This window comes from Chitinophaga polysaccharea (assembly GCF_902150045.1).
GTDB lineage: Bacteria > Bacteroidota > Bacteroidia > Chitinophagales > Chitinophagaceae > Chitinophaga > Chitinophaga polysaccharea_A.
Window position 1 is genome coordinate 42,109 of the sequence record NZ_CABFVU010000007.1, and the last position, 16,187, is coordinate 58,295.

Annotated in this window: 18 protein-coding genes; 6 read left to right on the plus strand and 12 right to left on the minus strand. The window is 42.0% G+C overall.

Going from position 1 to position 16,187, the window contains the following annotated elements; translation table 11 throughout:
- Positions 1–14: 14 nt before the first annotated feature.
- The 3 genes from pxpB to FN124_RS31875 form a co-directional block, all read right to left on the minus strand.
- A complete protein-coding gene (gene pxpB, locus FN124_RS30685) occupies positions 15–725 on the minus strand; it encodes a 5-oxoprolinase subunit PxpB (RefSeq protein WP_142688630.1) in 711 nt (236 codons plus the stop codon).
- A 141-nt stretch (positions 726–866) separates the two neighbouring features.
- The gene (locus FN124_RS30690) at positions 867–1,073 is read right to left on the minus strand and encodes a helix-turn-helix domain-containing protein (protein ID WP_142688631.1); all 207 of its coding nucleotides are present in this window, start codon (positions 1,071–1,073) and stop codon (positions 867–869) included.
- 1 nt (position 1,074) lies between these two features.
- Positions 1,075–1,590 (minus strand): DUF2975 domain-containing protein, encoded by a 516-nt coding sequence (locus tag FN124_RS31875; protein ID WP_142688632.1) that lies wholly within the window; start codon positions 1,588–1,590, stop codon positions 1,075–1,077.
- 342 nt (positions 1,591–1,932) lie between these two features.
- Here FN124_RS31875 and FN124_RS30700 point away from each other — a divergent pair, with 342 nt between their 5' ends.
- Positions 1,933–2,130, plus strand: a complete 198-nt coding sequence (locus FN124_RS30700; RefSeq protein WP_142688633.1) for a cyclic nucleotide-binding domain-containing protein — start codon at positions 1,933–1,935, stop codon at positions 2,128–2,130.
- Between the two features lie 158 nt (positions 2,131–2,288).
- Here FN124_RS30700 and FN124_RS30705 read toward each other — a convergent pair whose 3' ends face one another.
- From FN124_RS30705 to FN124_RS30730, 6 genes are all read right to left on the minus strand, one after another.
- Positions 2,289–4,472 (minus strand): peptidase domain-containing ABC transporter, encoded by a 2,184-nt coding sequence (locus FN124_RS30705; RefSeq protein WP_142688634.1) that lies wholly within the window; start codon positions 4,470–4,472, stop codon positions 2,289–2,291.
- Between the two features lie 17 nt (positions 4,473–4,489).
- Positions 4,490–5,668, minus strand: coding sequence for an HlyD family secretion protein (locus FN124_RS30710; RefSeq protein WP_142688635.1), 1,179 nt, complete (start codon positions 5,666–5,668; stop codon positions 4,490–4,492).
- Positions 5,669–6,057: 389 nt separating this feature from the next.
- On the minus strand, positions 6,058–6,312 hold the full coding sequence (locus FN124_RS30715; protein WP_142688636.1) for a hypothetical protein: 255 nt from the start codon (positions 6,310–6,312) through the stop codon (positions 6,058–6,060).
- Between the two features lie 79 nt (positions 6,313–6,391).
- Positions 6,392–6,643 carry a hypothetical protein gene (locus tag FN124_RS30720; protein ID WP_142688637.1) on the minus strand — a complete coding sequence of 84 codons (252 nt, stop codon included), beginning with the start codon at positions 6,641–6,643 and terminating at the stop codon, positions 6,392–6,394.
- Between the two features lie 236 nt (positions 6,644–6,879).
- Positions 6,880–7,257, minus strand: coding sequence for a GlcG/HbpS family heme-binding protein (locus FN124_RS30725; protein ID WP_142688638.1), 378 nt, complete (start codon positions 7,255–7,257; stop codon positions 6,880–6,882).
- Positions 7,258–7,329: 72 nt separating this feature from the next.
- On the minus strand, positions 7,330–8,103 hold the full coding sequence (locus FN124_RS30730; RefSeq protein WP_142688639.1) for an SDR family oxidoreductase: 774 nt from the start codon (positions 8,101–8,103) through the stop codon (positions 7,330–7,332).
- 1,164 nt (positions 8,104–9,267) lie between these two features.
- Between FN124_RS30730 and FN124_RS30740 the strand changes: the two genes are divergently transcribed.
- From FN124_RS30740 to FN124_RS30750, 3 genes are all read left to right on the plus strand, one after another.
- Positions 9,268–9,828, plus strand: a complete 561-nt coding sequence (locus FN124_RS30740; protein ID WP_221887975.1) for a YybH family protein — start codon at positions 9,268–9,270, stop codon at positions 9,826–9,828.
- 320 nt (positions 9,829–10,148) lie between these two features.
- Positions 10,149–12,005: a hypothetical protein gene (locus FN124_RS30745; protein ID WP_142688641.1), complete on the plus strand. Its 1,857-nt coding sequence runs from the start codon at positions 10,149–10,151 to the stop codon at positions 12,003–12,005.
- A 183-nt stretch (positions 12,006–12,188) separates the two neighbouring features.
- A complete protein-coding gene (locus tag FN124_RS30750; protein WP_142688642.1) occupies positions 12,189–12,980 on the plus strand; it encodes a DUF7003 family protein in 792 nt (263 codons plus the stop codon).
- A 137-nt stretch (positions 12,981–13,117) separates the two neighbouring features.
- Here FN124_RS30750 and FN124_RS30755 read toward each other — a convergent pair whose 3' ends face one another.
- The 3 genes from FN124_RS30755 to FN124_RS30765 form a co-directional block, all read right to left on the minus strand.
- Entirely contained in the window at positions 13,118–13,594 is a 477-nt protein-coding gene (locus tag FN124_RS30755; RefSeq protein WP_142688643.1) for a hypothetical protein, read from the minus strand.
- A gap of 19 nt (positions 13,595–13,613) precedes the next feature.
- Complete coding sequence (locus FN124_RS30760; protein WP_142688644.1) at positions 13,614–14,291, minus strand: hypothetical protein; 678 nt, start codon at positions 14,289–14,291, stop codon at positions 13,614–13,616.
- A 167-nt stretch (positions 14,292–14,458) separates the two neighbouring features.
- Positions 14,459–14,818, minus strand: coding sequence for a hypothetical protein (locus tag FN124_RS30765; protein WP_142688645.1), 360 nt, complete (start codon positions 14,816–14,818; stop codon positions 14,459–14,461).
- 66 nt (positions 14,819–14,884) lie between these two features.
- On the opposite strand from FN124_RS30765, the gene FN124_RS30770 reads away from it, so the two are divergent.
- Together FN124_RS30770 and FN124_RS30775 are read left to right on the plus strand one after the other, a co-directional pair.
- Positions 14,885–15,463 (plus strand): hypothetical protein, encoded by a 579-nt coding sequence (locus tag FN124_RS30770; RefSeq protein ID WP_142688646.1) that lies wholly within the window; start codon positions 14,885–14,887, stop codon positions 15,461–15,463.
- A 56-nt stretch (positions 15,464–15,519) separates the two neighbouring features.
- Entirely contained in the window at positions 15,520–15,867 is a 348-nt protein-coding gene (locus FN124_RS30775; protein ID WP_142688647.1) for a hypothetical protein, read from the plus strand.
- Positions 15,868–16,187: the final 320 nt, after the last annotated feature.

The window sequence follows — 16,187 nt, forward strand, 5'->3', positions numbered from 1 at the left end:
TGCTGTTAAAAGTGTCAAATAGCATGCGTCATCTCCCGGAAATCGGCCAGCGATACCGGTATAAACTTCACCTGGTCGCCAGGTCCGCAATAACACGGGTCCTCCGAAGCAGCATCGAATAACTGCAGGGGGGTACGACCAATAATATTCCAGCCTCCCGGAGATTCCTGGGGGTAGATCCCTGTTTGTGCACCGGCAATACCTACGCTTCCTGCCGGTACTCTTACACGGGGATGTTTTAACCGGGGCGTTACCAGCTGCCCGTGCACCTTGCCCATGTAGGGAAAGCCCGGCAGAAAGCCCAGCATATACACCGTATAGGTTTGGGTTGTATGCAATTCGATGATCTGTTCGGGAGAGATACTTTTTCGTTCAGCCATGACAGTCAGGTCCGGAGCAAGAGAAGGATGATAACATACCGGTACCTCCAACAGGCGTGATGGCCCGGCAGTAGTGGCAGATGTATTTTCCAGTGTTGCGGTGACCAGGTCACTGATAGTTTTGCCGGTATAACCATGCTGTTCCCGGTACAAAAGTACTGCATCGTATATAACTGTTAAGGAGGCATATGCGGGGATGAGATCCAGGATATAGGGCTTCCGCAGGCTGTGCAACCCGTGGAATGCCTGCATTACCTGGCGATGAATCTCCCCGCCGATCTGCTGTTCCCATTCAATGATAATGGCCCGGTCGCCCAATGGAGATATACGGTAGTTGCTGTGCATATATTTATGAAGATAATAACTTTAAAACATATTGCACATTGGCGGGGCTTCTATTCTTCCTGATATCAGCTCAACTCTGTCAGTTTGCGGTACCGGAAGGACAGGAGCTGCAAAGGCAACGCTGAATGTAATATATCTGGGTTATTCTTTCTTGTACTCTAAAATATCACCTGGCTGACAGTCGAGTATCCTGCATATCGCTTCCAGTGTATCAAAGCGAACGCCCTTGGCCTTTCCCGTTTTTAAAATAGAAAGATTGACAGTTGTTATTCCCAACTTTTCCGCCAGCTCTTTGCTCTGCATCTTTCGACGGGCAAGCATTACATCTAAATTGATTATGATCGGCATACTAAATAAAAAGGTCTTGGTCTCTCTGTAAATTCAACCCTTGTCTAAAAATATTCGCAAGCAATAAACTGAACATTCCAAGCATAAAATGGACAAAAACCAGTAACCACATTGCAGCGATCACTTCCACAAAAAAAGCGGAAACTATAGTTACCGGCAATGGTATAAACAGATTGGCGATATAAAAATATCTGAGCCTGGCTATATTTTCCGAAGTGAAATACCTGGGCTGAAAGAATATCCTGAACACTTTTGCCGACAGCCAGAAGAAAAATCCATAAAGCAGCAGCGGCAGCAAAAAGGAGAAAATTTTGTATGCTGTGTTGTTCTCAATATTAATAAACGGGGTTCTTGTAAAAGGATAGTTAATATGCAGATAGTTATTAACCTCATAAGACGTGATGCCGCTGTTTGTAAGCAGGCAAAATGCCGAATATAAAGTTGTTGCAAAATACCCTGCTGCCAGGATACAACACACAATAAATAAAGTTCTGGATATAATTTTCGTATGGTTCATCAACTAAATAATTAAACACAATGACCATGCGAATTTATAAATAATTATCGTGAAACGATAATTGTTAAATGAAGTTCTTTATTTTTTCAGCTCTGGTATGTTTGATTTTCTCAGGTATCCGTTTAGTTTCCTTTAGCAGCGAACAGGTACGCCGTTCGAACATTGCAACATATTCAGGGAAAAAATTGAAGAAAAGAAAAATGAATATAGATACGGCGCCAGCTATCCTGCGATCTAAGCGGCTTAACTTCCACTGCTATCGTTGCCAATGCTCCTTTACCGCATTTTCCGGGAAAATGCTTATCTTCCAGCCTCCAGCATAGTAACAGCCGGCATCCGAAAATGGAAGATGAACTCATTCTGAAAAACATTGAACGCTATATTCATCTTGAAAAAGAAGAAATTAACCTGCTCTTTTCCCTGTTAACATCCCGTACACTTAAAAAGAAGGAATTCCTGCTCCGGCAGGGAGAGGTCTCTAAAACCGAGAACTTTATCACCAAAGGTTGCCTGAGAATGTATACCATTGATGGTGTCTGAAAGGATTGTCCCAGGAAGGTGCGTTTGACCTCCATTGATATCATTCAATTCGCTTTGGGAAAGTTCAACGAATTGATACCCCTCTGGTGTTTTCATAAAATTGGTTTTAATGTTTATTAATAAAACAATAGCAAACTCAATACGGAGGAAGAATTCCGCTACCCCATCATCCCCTGGTGATGGCTCCATAACTTTGCATACACGCTATCCTTCTCCATCAGTTGAAAATGTGTTCCTTCTTCTGCCAACTGCCCGTTTTCCAACACAATAATCTTATCCGCATTCACTACCGTACTCAATCGATGGGCAATTACAATCACTGTCTTCCCCGCTTCACGCAGCTGTTGCATTACTTCCTGTACCAAATGATCCGAAATGGGATCGAGTGATGACGTGGCTTCATCCATGATCAGTACCTGCGGATCGCGGTAAAGCGCCCGGGCAATGGCCAGCCGCTGGCGCTGTCCCCCGGAAAGATTGGCGCCATGCTCTCCCAGCAGCGTATTGAAACCATGAGGCAGCTGTTCGATGAAGCCGGTGATATCCAACCACCTGGCTACTTCGAGCACACGCTGCATATCCGGCTCAAATTCGCCTACGGCGATATTGGAGGCTACGCTTCCGTGAAAAAGATCGATGTGTTGTGGCACTACGCCTATCCAGTGCCGCAGGCTTGCCGGGTGTATATACCGGATATCCGTTTGCCCGATAGCGATATTCCCTTCCTTCAATGGATAGATATTTTGCAGCAGGGCCATCAGCGTGGATTTGCCGGAACCGCTCTCTCCTACTATGGCTGTAATACTTCCTTTCCTGATGTGCATGCTGAACTGCCGGAACACTTCCTTCCGGGTACCATAGCTGAAAGCAACATTATTGAAAGTAATATCTCCACTGTGCTGTGGCGCGAGGTCCATTTTATTAGTGCTGTCTTCCTGTTGCAGGTCCATGATTTCAAAAAGGCGGTCGGCTGCAATGAGCGCGTCTTGTACGCTTTTATTGGCGCCAATCAGATTGGAGGCAGGCCCGGTAAAGTAGTTAATCAACGCATAGAACGACAATAACGCACCCGCGCTCAACTGCTGATCCAGCACATAGCCGGCACCTGTCCACAGGATAATGATCACAAAAAAATTAGTGATAATGCCTGCAAAACTACCGATATACAGGTTTGCCATAGAAGAATGAAAAGTGGTTTGCAACACTTGTAGGAAGCGGTTTTCCGTTTTCATATTGGCATATTCTTCCAGTGCAAAACGCTTGATGGTGGCTACGCTGTTCAGCGATTCTACCAGTTGGCTGCCGAGTTCCGCGTTTTCTTCCATCAGCTGCCGCTGGTACTTTTTGTTAATCCTGTTACTCACTGCATAAATAATAAGAAACAGTGGGATAATGAGCAGCATGATCAGCGACAGCTTCCAGTTATAACTGAACATCAGGCCAAAGGAGAATACTACAATGAAGCTGTTTACCACCAGCGATATAGACACATCGTTGATAAAAGCGCGGATCTTGATGGCATCGTTGATGCGCGAAGTGATCTCCCCTACCCGCATGGTATCGAAAAACTGCTGCGGCAACAGTAAAAGATGTTTATAATAGCCGAGTATCAGCCTGGCATCCAGCTGCTGGCCGGTTTTGAAGATAAAGATACTTTTCAGGTTGCCGATGAACAATTGCAGGACGAGGATAACCAGCATCGTTACGCTGAGCATATTCAGCAGGTTCCTGTTCCCGTCTACCAACACATTATCTACAATTTTCTGTACATAGATGGAGGTAGACAAGCCAAGAACAGTGTAGATCATTGCTCCGAAGATTGCCTGGATAACGACAGCACGGTGTGGGCGCATCAGGTACCAGAAACGCTGCAGGTGCGACACTTTCCTGTTGCCCGCCTGGAATTCATCTCCGGGCAGCAGCAGTACCAGCACGTTAGTCCATATCGCTTTGAATGCCTCGTGGGTAAGCCGGTGGTACTGTCCATCAACGGGGTCCATCACCACTACCTGTTTGGCCGTTACCTGGCAGATGACCACAAAATGTTGCAGCCGCCCGTTCACCACCACATGAGCTATAGCAGGCTTGGGAATGCCAGCTAACGCTTCAAACGGGCCTTTCACGCCTTTAGCCTGGAATCCGAGCTGCTGGGCGGCGGTGATGAGCCCCATTACATTGGTTCCTTTTTTATCGGTACCGGCATATTGCCGGATCACCGCCAGTGGGATCCGCAGTTTATGCCAGGCCGCCACCGAAGCCAGGCAGGCAGCACCGCAGTCCGTAATATCGTGTTGTTTGATCTTAGCCCCGCGCTTAAGCCGGGCAGAATGATGAACGCTCATGTACCAGTGATAAAAGATCAGTTTTTTGTCGCAGTTATAGCCACAGTCGCAGAACCTTTCCGGTTGTTTGGATTGATCCAGTCGTCGGTTTTATCGTATAACAACTGAAACAGGCTACGCCGCGTGAGGATGAACCTGGCCTGCAGCGTCATTCCTTTTTTCAAGGAGGCAGTTACCCCGCTGGTTGTACGCAACGTTGTACCGTCAAACTGGCATCGTACCTTGAATGCCGGCTGGTTATTGATAAGTACAAAATCGTTATCTATAGACAGTATTTTGCCTTTTACCATCCCCCATTCGTTATAATTGAAGGCGTCTACCTGGAACCTGGCCGGCATCCCTTTTTTGAGGTAGCCGATATCCCGTGGGGAAACATAGCATTCCGCAATCATATTGGAATCCGGAGAAATGACGCCAAGCAAGTCGCCAGTTTGAACGTAGCCTCCGGCATACTTCCCTGTAAATTGCTGCAAAGTGCCACTTACGGGCGCAGTAATAATGTTCCATTCTTTCTCTTTGGTGAGCTGCTGGTTATCGGCGCGCAGGCGATTGTCGTCCAGACGCAGCTGGTTCAGGTCAGTAGCCCATGTAGAGCGTTGTTGCTGTATGGCGGATTCATAGGCAGCTTTACTTTTTTCATATTCATATTTCCGGTCGAGATACTCCTTTTTAGCGATTACTTTTTCTTTGAAGAGCTTATCATACATCTCGAGGTCCAGCTTCAGTTTTTCCATGGTAGCGGCCTGTTCCCGCAGGGAGGCCCGGAACCGGGCGTATTGTTGCTGGTACAGCGACGAGTGCAGGCTACTACCGCCGGCTACCAGTGTTTGAAGATCCTTGATCTGGATTTCCCGCTGCGACAATTCGAAATTATTCTGTGTCAGCTTGCTGTTGCTGATATCTTCCTGCAAGCGGATAAGCACCTGCCCCTTTTGTACGCTGGCGCCATCGCTCACCAATATCTGCGCTATAGTACCCGCCACCATACTCCGCAATTCCGTTTTTTCGGTAACAGGCCGCACTATACCACCGGTAGCAATAGAAACATCTACTTTGATGAATGGCAAAGCGGCCAATATACATAGGATAGATAGCAATACGGAAATGTAAATGATCTGGGTATGCACGCGCACCCTGGGTAGCCAGTTAAATACCGATTGCTGCATGATAGCAACAGGAAAAAAGTTGGACTTCATGAATGGAATCTATGGTATCATCCAATATACTCAATTAGTACGCAGGAGTAACCGGTTATTTAAAATGGACAAGCTGAATAGACAATATCAAAGTGAACAAAATGAACAGTTAATCCAGGGATCCTGTTTTTCATCTCTACCTTCGGCAAAGCCCCTTTGACAGTAATAATGTATCCAACGCGTACTGTTGGAACTACTGAATAAATCCCTGGTGCTGGATGGAATAAAAATAGGCGGTATCAACATCACCATTACCTTTCCTTGCGCCGGGATGTTATTAATGGTAATTAAACGAAATGGTCAGTTACGCTTTTTTGTTGCTGACAAATTTTAAATTTTGAATAAAGAGGTTGCTCCATTGTCGGAGCAACCTCTTTGGACGATCATTACTACCAAGGCAAAAGACTACTCAGCAGATTTTTGATGCCAATACCGATGTTGGAAAGACCAATGCCCAGGCCGCCACCGGTAAGATTCAGTCCGCTGCCCAATGCAGCCAGACCTGCGCCCAGGCCGGTTCCCAGGTTGCTAAGGCCATTACCCAGGCCACCGCCCAGAAGCGCCAGACCTGCGCCTAAACCTTGCCCCAGTTCGTCCAGGCCTAAAAATCCACCGTTAATGTCTGTAGCTTGATCAAAGCTCAATTCTGTAAATTGTTCTAATTGCGCAAAGTTTTCCATAGATTTTTTTTTTGGATAAAATGTAAAGGGTTAAAAGCGGTGCTCAGGAAGTAGGATACCTCAGGTTAGCCAGGAAGAAGTTGGTTCCCTGACCGAGATTAGAGAGGTAATCGGCGAAACCTCTGTTGGTGGTGAGGTAAGACTGCCCCATAAAGGAAGTAAGCCCTGTATAGTTTACCGAACTATAGCTGTGACCACCAGCTAAACTATCGAGTAAACTATCGAACAACCCACCTCCGTTTGTGCTGAATAGTTCCTTTTCAGACAAGGGTACAAATTGATTCATTCTTTCCATTGCGTAACATTTATCGGATTAATAAAAAAATGGCTAACATGTCGTTACAAACCCTGTCGTGATGCTGCTTCTACCCTTCGCGTCATACAGCCACCGACGACCCACTCTCCATAGCATATCTACAAAACGAAGCTAACCTTAAGCAACATGCCGTCCATTAAACTTATTTAATAAATTAAACGGGGCCGAAATATTAGTATACAAGGGTGGTATATTGGGAATGCCAGCTGCGGGTTTTAATGTAAGCCATCTAAGAAAGCATCCCCCGTTGCCTGAGCGATTTCATGATCCTGCTCTGCCGTGCCGCCGCCACTCACCCCAACAGCACCGATCAAATGGTTATTACAGCGTAAGGGAATGCCACCTCGCAAGGTCACGATCTTTCCTCCCAGCACTGCTCCCATTTGGGAGAAATAAGTTCCCGGTTGTGCAATTCCCTCTATATCTTTCGTAGCCAATTTAAACATGACGGCTGTATATGCTTCCTTAGGCGCTAATTCAATACTGAAAGGTTGGGCGTCCTTCATTCTTAAAAAAGCCAGGGACAGCCCGGAGGCGTCCGTTATACAGACGGTTACCGGCACCTGGATGGATTCCGCCTTGCGAACGGCGATTTATAAAACCCGGAACGAGTTTTCTACGCTGAAATTCGCCGCAATATCTACCATATGTATTTCGCTGATAAATTATAACAACGGTTGATTTTCGGTCTTAATCCAGGCCTCCATCTGCATTTCTTTCACTAAATCAATGAATTCTTTGGGGCAGATATTGCGATATACCCCTTCGTCTTTCTCGGCTACTTCCACCATCTTATCAATCATTTCCTGTGGATCAAATTGCTCAAATGGAAATACAGCTTTGGTTTGATCAATAAAATTCACTTTCGGATCGTACCATTTTTTGATAGTTTCCATCATCCTGCCATTAAATCCTGTATCGAAAGGACCTGGATTGATGGTGGCTACCTGAACCCCAAAACGGGCCAACTCGTCAGACATCACTGCTGCAATCGCTTCCAGCGCGTGTTTCGAAGCTGCATAAGCTCCGGTTAAAGGAACTCCAATAAATCCGGCGACAGAAGAAACAAAGATGATTTTTCTTTTTTTCCGTTTAACCATATTTTTAATAAAGCCTTGCGTAAACTCGAGATTTACAAATACATTCGTTTCAAAAACTTTACGTACGAAGGATAAAGGAATTTCAGATATTGCCCCGGCTTCAGCAATCCCCGCATTATTGTACAATACGTCTACATCCTCAATTGTCCACGCGAACGCACGGTCTGCTGGATCTAAAATATTAATTTGTTCTACTGCCAGCGTAACGTCATTCCTTTTTGCTTCCTCTCTCAAAGCTGTGACCTGGGACGATAATTCCACACAGGCAATCACGTCATGTCCATTTCTTGCCAACCGTAAAGCAGTGCCCTTACCCAATCCACTACCTGCTCCGGTAATTAAAAATTCTCTTCTTTCTCATTTGGTTTAAATTTATAACCACAAAACTGTTGGCATGTAAGGTTTGAAAATATTAAAGCAGATAGATTTCATATATTTTTGGGGTTAATTATTGAAGTACAATAATAGGGATTGATCCGATAATAGGGATTGATCCTTGATCCCCAGTTTGTTTGCAAATTGTTTGCAAATAAAAAAGGTCCACTTTCGTGAACCTTTATAACTAACTGATAATCAGGCGCCCAGAACATGAACTCCTAAGCCCTGGAAATCAATATCTTATAGCAATTGATTGTCAAATAATTATCAACACCTGATGCCCTCCTATTCTCACTCCAACCTATCGCTATAAAGGTATGAAAATTCGATAACAATGATGGTAGTCCTAAAGTATCTTCAGCATTGAACTCATCTATTCGCCGAAGATCCTGTCAAGTAAGAAGATTATCCGGGTAAATAAGCTATACTCACTTATTCATACTTCCGGGAGTCCGCTCCCCAGACATCATTGAGTCCAGATCCTTTCTATTAAAATAACCGCTGCTATTTTTAAATATTGCATATTCTGCGCATTTTTTGGCAAACTGTGTTCTACCAAGGTTACAGTATATCAATGCTTCCTCAACCTTAAGATATGGTTTAAAGCAAATAGCTATTGCTCGCATTACAATATATTCATCTTCTCTGACCATAATAAATAATGCAAAATTAGAGATGGAATACTTCAGGCTTACCGTCTTATTCGCTTTCTTCTACCATCACATCTGCAAAAAGAAGAAAGAAAGCATGTAGTTTCATATGAAATCACATGCTTTAAAATGCCATTAGTCCGGATGATTGGACACTTTTCGAACCTGTTCCTGAACGATTTGGCCCTGATTAATGCCTATTCGCCCAATTTAGCAAATAACCGGAGTACCTTTTAAAAGCCTTTTGAAGATAGCTGTTTCCTTTCGGCAGAGAGAAAGTTACCTGTAGGCCGCAATAACGGTTGCAAGTATTATGGGTTCTAGACTTTAGAACCTTCGGAGGATACCAGAATTGGACATAATTTGAAAATTATTTTATCCCTGGCAAAAATATTTCCCTTACCGCTGTCCAATTTCCACTTTCCCAGCCATTATTATGGTAAAACAATTAGTTACTGACAATTATATTTTTACCATGAACAAAAGAAAAATAATTTTGGGATTGATGCTCCTCTGTAGTGGAGCACTTCCCAGGGTAAATTACGCTCAAACTTCGCAAACAGCAAACAAATCAAAAAAGGAGACAATAATGACAGCCCCAAAAAACAAAGCAAGCGATGAAGCCCAGATTCGACAACAAATCGACAATTTTGTTAAAGCATTTCGCACTAAAGACTTGAATCTAATGATGTCCCTTTATGCTCCTGGATTCGTAGCGTTCGATATCGTGCCCCCGCTGCAGCAGGTGGGAACAGATACGTATAAAAATGTTTGGGGAAAAGTATTCGCTTTTTTTCAGCACCCCATTGATTTCGAGACACGTGACCTAAGCATTGTCACGGGCGCCGACGTGGCATTCAGCCGACAGCTCCTTCGGCTACAGACAACAATGCCGAATGGACAGAAGGTCGATCGTTGGGAACGCCTAACCTTTGGCTTCCGTAAAATTGATGGAGTATGGCTGATTGCGCACGAGCACGTTTCGGTGCCTGCAGACCTTTTCAGTGGTAGAGCGGTACTGGACCTCCAACCTTAAGTAGATTAAAAATTAGTGGAAGTAAAAAAGCCCGCTGTCAAAGCGAGCTTATAAAACGAAGATAAAGCTGTCGGGATGACTGGCCGACATGATGTGTTCTCAACTATATAATTATCAATATTTTCACAATAAAGAAATCGGTTTGTTCACCTTTTTGTTCTGGAATCTGAATAAAAGAGCTGACATCGAAGTATAATATTCTTCAATACAGCACTACACTTAATACTGGACAACCATTGGCTAGGGTCCTGCTTGGAGAAAAGGCCCAATTTCATAATAAATAAATTCAACCTATATTTGTAGGCATATATTATACTGTAATGCACAAACCTATTACCTACTTATTTCGGATACTTATCTTGTTCCTCCTTTTTACTGCCTGTTCACATGAAATAAAACCTGAAGACCTAACAGCAGTAGGCACTGATCCGGACTCTATTACCGCACCGGTACCTGTACGCAATAAAAAAGTCAGTGCAGGACTAATGGGAACAATCATATATTCCGATAATCGGCCAGGACTAAACGAATATTACTCTATCAAAGGCTTTTTTGAAGATCAACCTTATAAATACAAAACTAATGAGTATGGTTTTCTTCAATTTAACAATGACCAAATGTTGCAAGATGGTACAATTCTGAACTTTTACTATACACATATCCCAATATCAGCTCCTATAATACTTCAGGAGGGACGTACCCATTTTATCAAAAAAAGGCTCTTTTATGAATACATGCGTCAAGAAATCTCAGCTGCGGGAATGTCATTTGAAAATTCATCTGAAAATGGATTAGCATTTGAATTTACGAATGGTGTTTGGGCATTAAATAAATTACCATATGAAGGCTCATTTATACTAAACACCTTGGTTCTAAATAATAAAACACCATCGCTTGATGAAATACAACCAGGTGACCTGCGGGGTGTCAATAGTGAAGGACGAATGGTTGTTTTGAGTCCGTACTTATTGGCAGGATTCTTTCCTGAACAATCTAACGAAATTAATGAAAGGATAGATCTTAAATTGGCAGCAGGAAAAAGTATAAATGTCAAAGTAAATATTCCTACAAATGCCATGCCCATCGCCCCTTCGGAGAGTACTCTTTGGCAATATAATCAAGTAGAAGGGCTTTGGATCGAAGCCGGTAAAGCCCCAAAAATGGGCGATAAATATTATTGCAATTTGTCCCAAATTGGTTTTTTCTGTATTGCGGAGCAGGCACCTGCTGTTTATGTACACCTGAAACTAATAGACAAGAATAATAATCCTCTTATATTTACGCCTGTACAAATCAACATACAATCTCAGGATCCCTCAAAAACATGGCCTAATGGGCTTTATACAAATAGTACTGGAGAACTCTCAGTCTACGTGCCTTATGATATTGCCTGGTCAATTACTATAAAAGACAATTGCGGTTTTAATATCACAACAAAAGAAATGTTGCCGATTAGAGAAAGCCTGTGGAAGACACTCGAAATAGAGTTAACAACACAGAATCAAGCAGTAGTGGAAGGTAAAACGTACAGTTGTGAAAAAACGCCTATGAAAAGTGGGCATATTGTTATAAAAAACGGCCCCGTACAATACGCATATCCAATAAAGGATGGCAAATATTCCGTAGCCATTCCAATGTGTTCAAGTAACTCCAATCCCGACTTTCAATATAAGATTTACGATTCTAGCAATCGTCATGAAACAGCACCCAGAAGCTTCATTCCAATAAAAGGAGGAAAAATATCATTGCCCGACATAGAAGTATGTAATTCTTTGATTAGACCAACCAACGGAGAAATAGTATTTAGAGTGGATAATCATACTTACACGATGAGAAGTCCACAGGATAGTCTAGCAATATACTATTATGTAGATAAATATACCATGAAACCCAGTATAGGTATCATGGTTGTAAACACAGGTATATATATGTCTTATGGTGGGGAATCAGCAGGAAACTATAAACTAGGTATTTTATCTTTTCAAGCAGCTTCTTCCCCAAGCTACTTTATGGCGCTTGCCCCCGATTATGAACGAGGTGATATTAAAGTAGATGAATTGGATTTTAAAGGAAGAATTATAAAAGGAAGCTTTCAAAGTACTGTTACAAGGAATCCGACTGTCTATACTCTTTATGATACAACTACTATCACCGGAACATTTAATTTACATCCATGAGGTGAAGAGGCAGGCGAATTCTAAAGTAGTCGGACAAACGGTAACCTTATCGATGAAAGATGGATGCTCACCTGCAGTGACATTACAGAATTTTTCAAAATGATCGGGCCGTCTGGTGCGCTTAAAAATGATCACATGTATATCTATTTTCCATCTCTTAACAGATCCTAACAAGAACAACACATGTATACTGAATCAATTATCTTATCACATTTCGACTCGGATTCGGACATTGAACAAACAAACTACTTTCCGGTTATCGGCAGCAACGATATCAAATATCATTTCTGGCTCGACCTGGAACATGGTTATTGCGAAACAGCCAGCAGCAGAATCCATCTATATGCAGATGAAGCGCGATGGGCCGTCGTTGCAGAAAAAGGCGGTTATCAAAACCGGGGAAACCGGGCAGAAATTGATCTATATTATTTTGGCAATTGTATAGACTATAATATAACTACCTATACAGATACAACTTACGTCTCAAATTTACATCACGTCGTGCTAATCACAGAAGAAGAATGGGACCGGATCTGTAATGATGAGGGAGAGGACATGGAACAATTTGAAATGATCAATCCAGCTGCTACATATGTAACGATCAGAGATGTCCAAGTGCCTATTGAGCAGGAGGCATCAAAATATCATGATCTCGGGATTCATTCAAGAATTGATGGGAATCCGAGAAATTTGATCAGCTACGAAGATTTACTCCGATACTTTAACGATACTCAACCATCATTAATCAGCGCTAAAGAGACCGAAATCCGCCAACATATCCCTGAAGATCTGCCAAAACTAATGACCATTGATCATTTCCACTTCAGCAGTGTCTATGCAGATGATCATAATCCTAGCCAGGAGGAGCTATATCAGCTCATCGCAAAAATTTTAGTCACCAAGGATACTACCTTATGGAAACCAACTCTACCTGCCAATAATCACTGGTCCAACTGGGAGTCAGGCCATCTTTAATTGTCGTTAATATGAATTTCCAGGCAGTTGGCCCCGGTAATATTAAGGCAATAACCAACAAAGTAACCATCTATACCGGGGAAACGCGAGGGACAACCAGGCAGAAATTATCATACAAGCAAATATATGCAGTGCTTCTATAATATATCAGGATAAGTTACCGCAATCCTTTTCACTAGTTCCTTATAATAGTCATAGGGAAACTCCCCTTCCCTGTCTTTCGCAAAACTTTTCTCTGAAAGTAAATGAAAATTCTTTTTCAGCTGATAAAACATAACAATCAAAAATTGCTTTTGCTTAATCCTAAAATCTACCATCTTTTCATACTGACTGCCATCCCGATCTTCAGCAATACCAATTTCCACCGACAGAATATGTCTTTGTGTCTTATCCCTGGAAATTTGAAATATGCTCCAGCCAGGCTCATCAGCCCAGTGCATGGTCATTTCATCTTCATTACTTAATAAGGAAAGTAACAGCTTTGCAACATCATATAAAGGCTCACTAAATACACTTGAAATACTGATTTCGTGAATAGCACCATTTAAGTTGAGCAAAAATGTATTCCAGCCATACTTATTCAGAATTAACAAAAAGTCAATATTGTCTTCCATGAAAATGATTTTTAGCGCATCACCTAATCTCCAGGTTCTTAAAGTTAAATGTATGATCGAACAAATAGGAATAGATCGGATAAGGCCCCGCCCCACTTTGTCCCTCTAGAATAATTCCAGGGGTAAGATAACGGTTCATCAACATGCCATGACTCGCATAGTTATGGCTGGGAAAATATTGCTTTGTTAAGTCCTCTACCTCTTTCAATAGTGCCTCCTGGTCAAACGAAAACTCCGGCAATAAGTCCTTGAAAGTAATCCTGAATATGGGCCCAAATCGATAATGTGCAGCCCGGATCGTATTAAATCGATAGGTATCTAAATAGTAGATAGTATAATAGGGACATAGCAAAGATACCACCACCACTAGCTCTCGTTGATGAAGAATTTCCGGTGTAGAAAAGTCCGGTGTTTTAAGTTTAATATGTACAACGTAGCTGGGAAATTGAATAAAAGCCATATCCAATAGCTCCCAGTCACGCTTTTTCAATTCCTTTACAAATAACGACCAGGCAGTCTCTTTTCCTTCAATCAAATCATTTATTTTATTGGCCACAATGTGGTCCCGCTCTATCATTCTCCTGGGTTGGTTATAATACTCAGGCAGGCCAATTGGATAATACTGGTGAATATATTTCAGGAGATCAAGCATTATCTTATCTCCTATTGATGAGTCAAACGTCAGGGTTGGATACATTAAAAGTCTTTTTAACCAACGGAGAAATTACTGAACATTTCTGAGATCGGAAAATCACGCGCCAAACTTATCTTGTCACAATAGCAACTTTCAATGCTATCCTAATACCTCCTTCTTCCCGAAAGAAGCGTATCCGGGTAACCACGCCCATCCTCCCGCCAAAGCCATTAGGCTTTTTCCCTGCCAAATCTTGCTTTGTCTGTGCAACCAGCGGATAATGTTCCTTCAATCTCCCTTTGCAAAATGTTCTTAAGCGATGGCCCCTTCTTTATGGCAGCTCCCTCCTGCCTGAGCTCCAGTTCCACCGCCTCTTCACTAGCTGTTCTTCCTGGTAAGGGCAGGATGCTGACCTTTTTTCCAGCTTTCACTTTTTCCCAGTGTCCGGCTTTCGGTAAGGGAATATCCATTTCTAAACATATCCTACGTAATCCGACGTCAGAGACATAGTACTTCCTGGAGAGTGAAAGCAGCGACGTGGACCAAACCAGGTCGTAAAGCTCTTTGCGGGTTAGGCGTACTTTGTTCATGATCTAAAAAACATTATTTTGAATAAAATAAACGAAATTAAATACGTCAACTCCAGACTACCTAATATGAATCTAGAGGAAGCAAAAAATAGGGTAAGACAAGCTATCAAAGAAAATATAAACTATGATAGTGAATATAGAATTGATGAGGACGGGATAATTGGGACTGACTTTGCCTGGTATATACCATTTATGGATATAGGCATTAATAAACAAGATATATTTGTTGGGGCCTACTATGGCTTTATTGTAGGAAAAATTTTGGGAGATCTACATCGACCCGGAAGCGGGTTCACTATCGAAAAATGGCTGATAAGTTATGAACTTGGATTGCTTGATGGGCCACATGATCTAATAATTACCAAAATAAAAAATGGACCTGCCACAAAACTGTACCTTCGAAAACTAAATCTCACATATTTCCGCGTGGAAATAGAAAATGGCATTCACTGGAAGATCCCCAAACATTTCACAGACAAAATGATTAATGAAAGACTCGCAAACCTCCCATGCAAATTTAAGAACCAAAGTTTTTCTTTTCATTTCGAAGCATTCAAAGAAATAAAAGAATCAAAAATATTCGACTATGAATTAATAAAAACAGTCGATGCAAAAGCAAATGAAATTGGTGAAAGAATAGAGTGAGCCCGGGACATTATAAACAGCACGAACCCGTCAAAACCTTTTTAAGTCAATAACATATGGATAAGCAACAATTTGTGACCGCCGTTAATGCAAAGGTAGTCGCTGGTAGCGTCGAAGGATTAAGGCAAATACTCTTACAGCCACCTGGTCGGGAACCACATAAAGATCTGGTAGAAGAATCAAACTGGTTCAAAAGCTTGAATGAAGAAGATAAAGCTATGGTCGAAAAAATCATTATAAGATCAGTTGAACAAGCAACTTTCACTTTCCTATGCATATTAGATGGTGTTAGTGCAATTGAAGACGGGCCTAATAAAGGGATACTAAAGTTAGTCTACGAAAAAGACGGGAAACAGGTACTCCTAAATGATGAGGACAGCGATTATTTACACGATTTGATGTAGCCACAGACCATATTATTTAAATTACTAACAACCATAGAGGTTGACGTCTACATTTTAGCAACATAAGTAATCGTGGAAAATTGGATATGGTATTTTATTGCCAATGCGGATCTTGGTTTTATCTTACTTAGTTAATTCCTGGAGTAAATTTACAAAAAATGGTTAGCTCAAAAGGAAGGAAAATATAATTTTCTGGGACTATTTCAATAAGTGTGTAAACTTAAAAATCGGGGATCAAATTAATAATTAGATTCTCACTCTTTTATCAAAAATAGTTAAAAACTGATTTAGGACCATGCCCCAGTTTCTAATGGGCATGG

What these genes read in the sequence shown, in the direction of transcription:
- FN124_RS30710 (WP_142688635.1), bottom strand. Translation starts at nt 5,668, where the DNA reads ATGAAGTCCAACTTTTTTCCTGTTGCTATCATGCAGCAATCGGTATTT.
- FN124_RS30755 (WP_142688643.1), bottom strand. Translation starts at nt 13,594, where the DNA reads ATGGAAGACAATATTGACTTTTTGTTAATTCTGAATAAGTATGGCTGG.
- FN124_RS30775 (WP_142688647.1), top strand. Translation starts at nt 15,520, where the DNA reads ATGGATAAGCAACAATTTGTGACCGCCGTTAATGCAAAGGTAGTCGCT.
- FN124_RS30720 (WP_142688637.1), bottom strand. Translation starts at nt 6,643, where the DNA reads ATGGAAAGAATGAATCAATTTGTACCCTTGTCTGAAAAGGAACTATTC.
- FN124_RS30760 (WP_142688644.1), bottom strand. Translation starts at nt 14,291, where the DNA reads ATGTATCCAACCCTGACGTTTGACTCATCAATAGGAGATAAGATAATG.
- FN124_RS31875 (WP_142688632.1), bottom strand. Translation starts at nt 1,590, where the DNA reads ATGAACCATACGAAAATTATATCCAGAACTTTATTTATTGTGTGTTGT.
- FN124_RS30690 (WP_142688631.1), bottom strand. Translation starts at nt 1,073, where the DNA reads ATGCCGATCATAATCAATTTAGATGTAATGCTTGCCCGTCGAAAGATG.
- FN124_RS30705 (WP_142688634.1), bottom strand. Translation starts at nt 4,472, where the DNA reads ATGAGCGTTCATCATTCTGCCCGGCTTAAGCGCGGGGCTAAGATCAAA.
- FN124_RS30745 (WP_142688641.1), top strand. Translation starts at nt 10,149, where the DNA reads ATGCACAAACCTATTACCTACTTATTTCGGATACTTATCTTGTTCCTC.
- FN124_RS30700 (WP_142688633.1), top strand. Translation starts at nt 1,933, where the DNA reads ATGGAAGATGAACTCATTCTGAAAAACATTGAACGCTATATTCATCTT.
- FN124_RS30765 (WP_142688645.1), bottom strand. Translation starts at nt 14,818, where the DNA reads ATGAACAAAGTACGCCTAACCCGCAAAGAGCTTTACGACCTGGTTTGG.
- FN124_RS30770 (WP_142688646.1), top strand. Translation starts at nt 14,885, where the DNA reads ATGAATCTAGAGGAAGCAAAAAATAGGGTAAGACAAGCTATCAAAGAA.
- FN124_RS30740 (WP_221887975.1), top strand. Translation starts at nt 9,268, where the DNA reads ATGAACAAAAGAAAAATAATTTTGGGATTGATGCTCCTCTGTAGTGGA.
- FN124_RS30750 (WP_142688642.1), top strand. Translation starts at nt 12,189, where the DNA reads ATGTATACTGAATCAATTATCTTATCACATTTCGACTCGGATTCGGAC.
- pxpB (WP_142688630.1), bottom strand. Translation starts at nt 725, where the DNA reads ATGCACAGCAACTACCGTATATCTCCATTGGGCGACCGGGCCATTATC.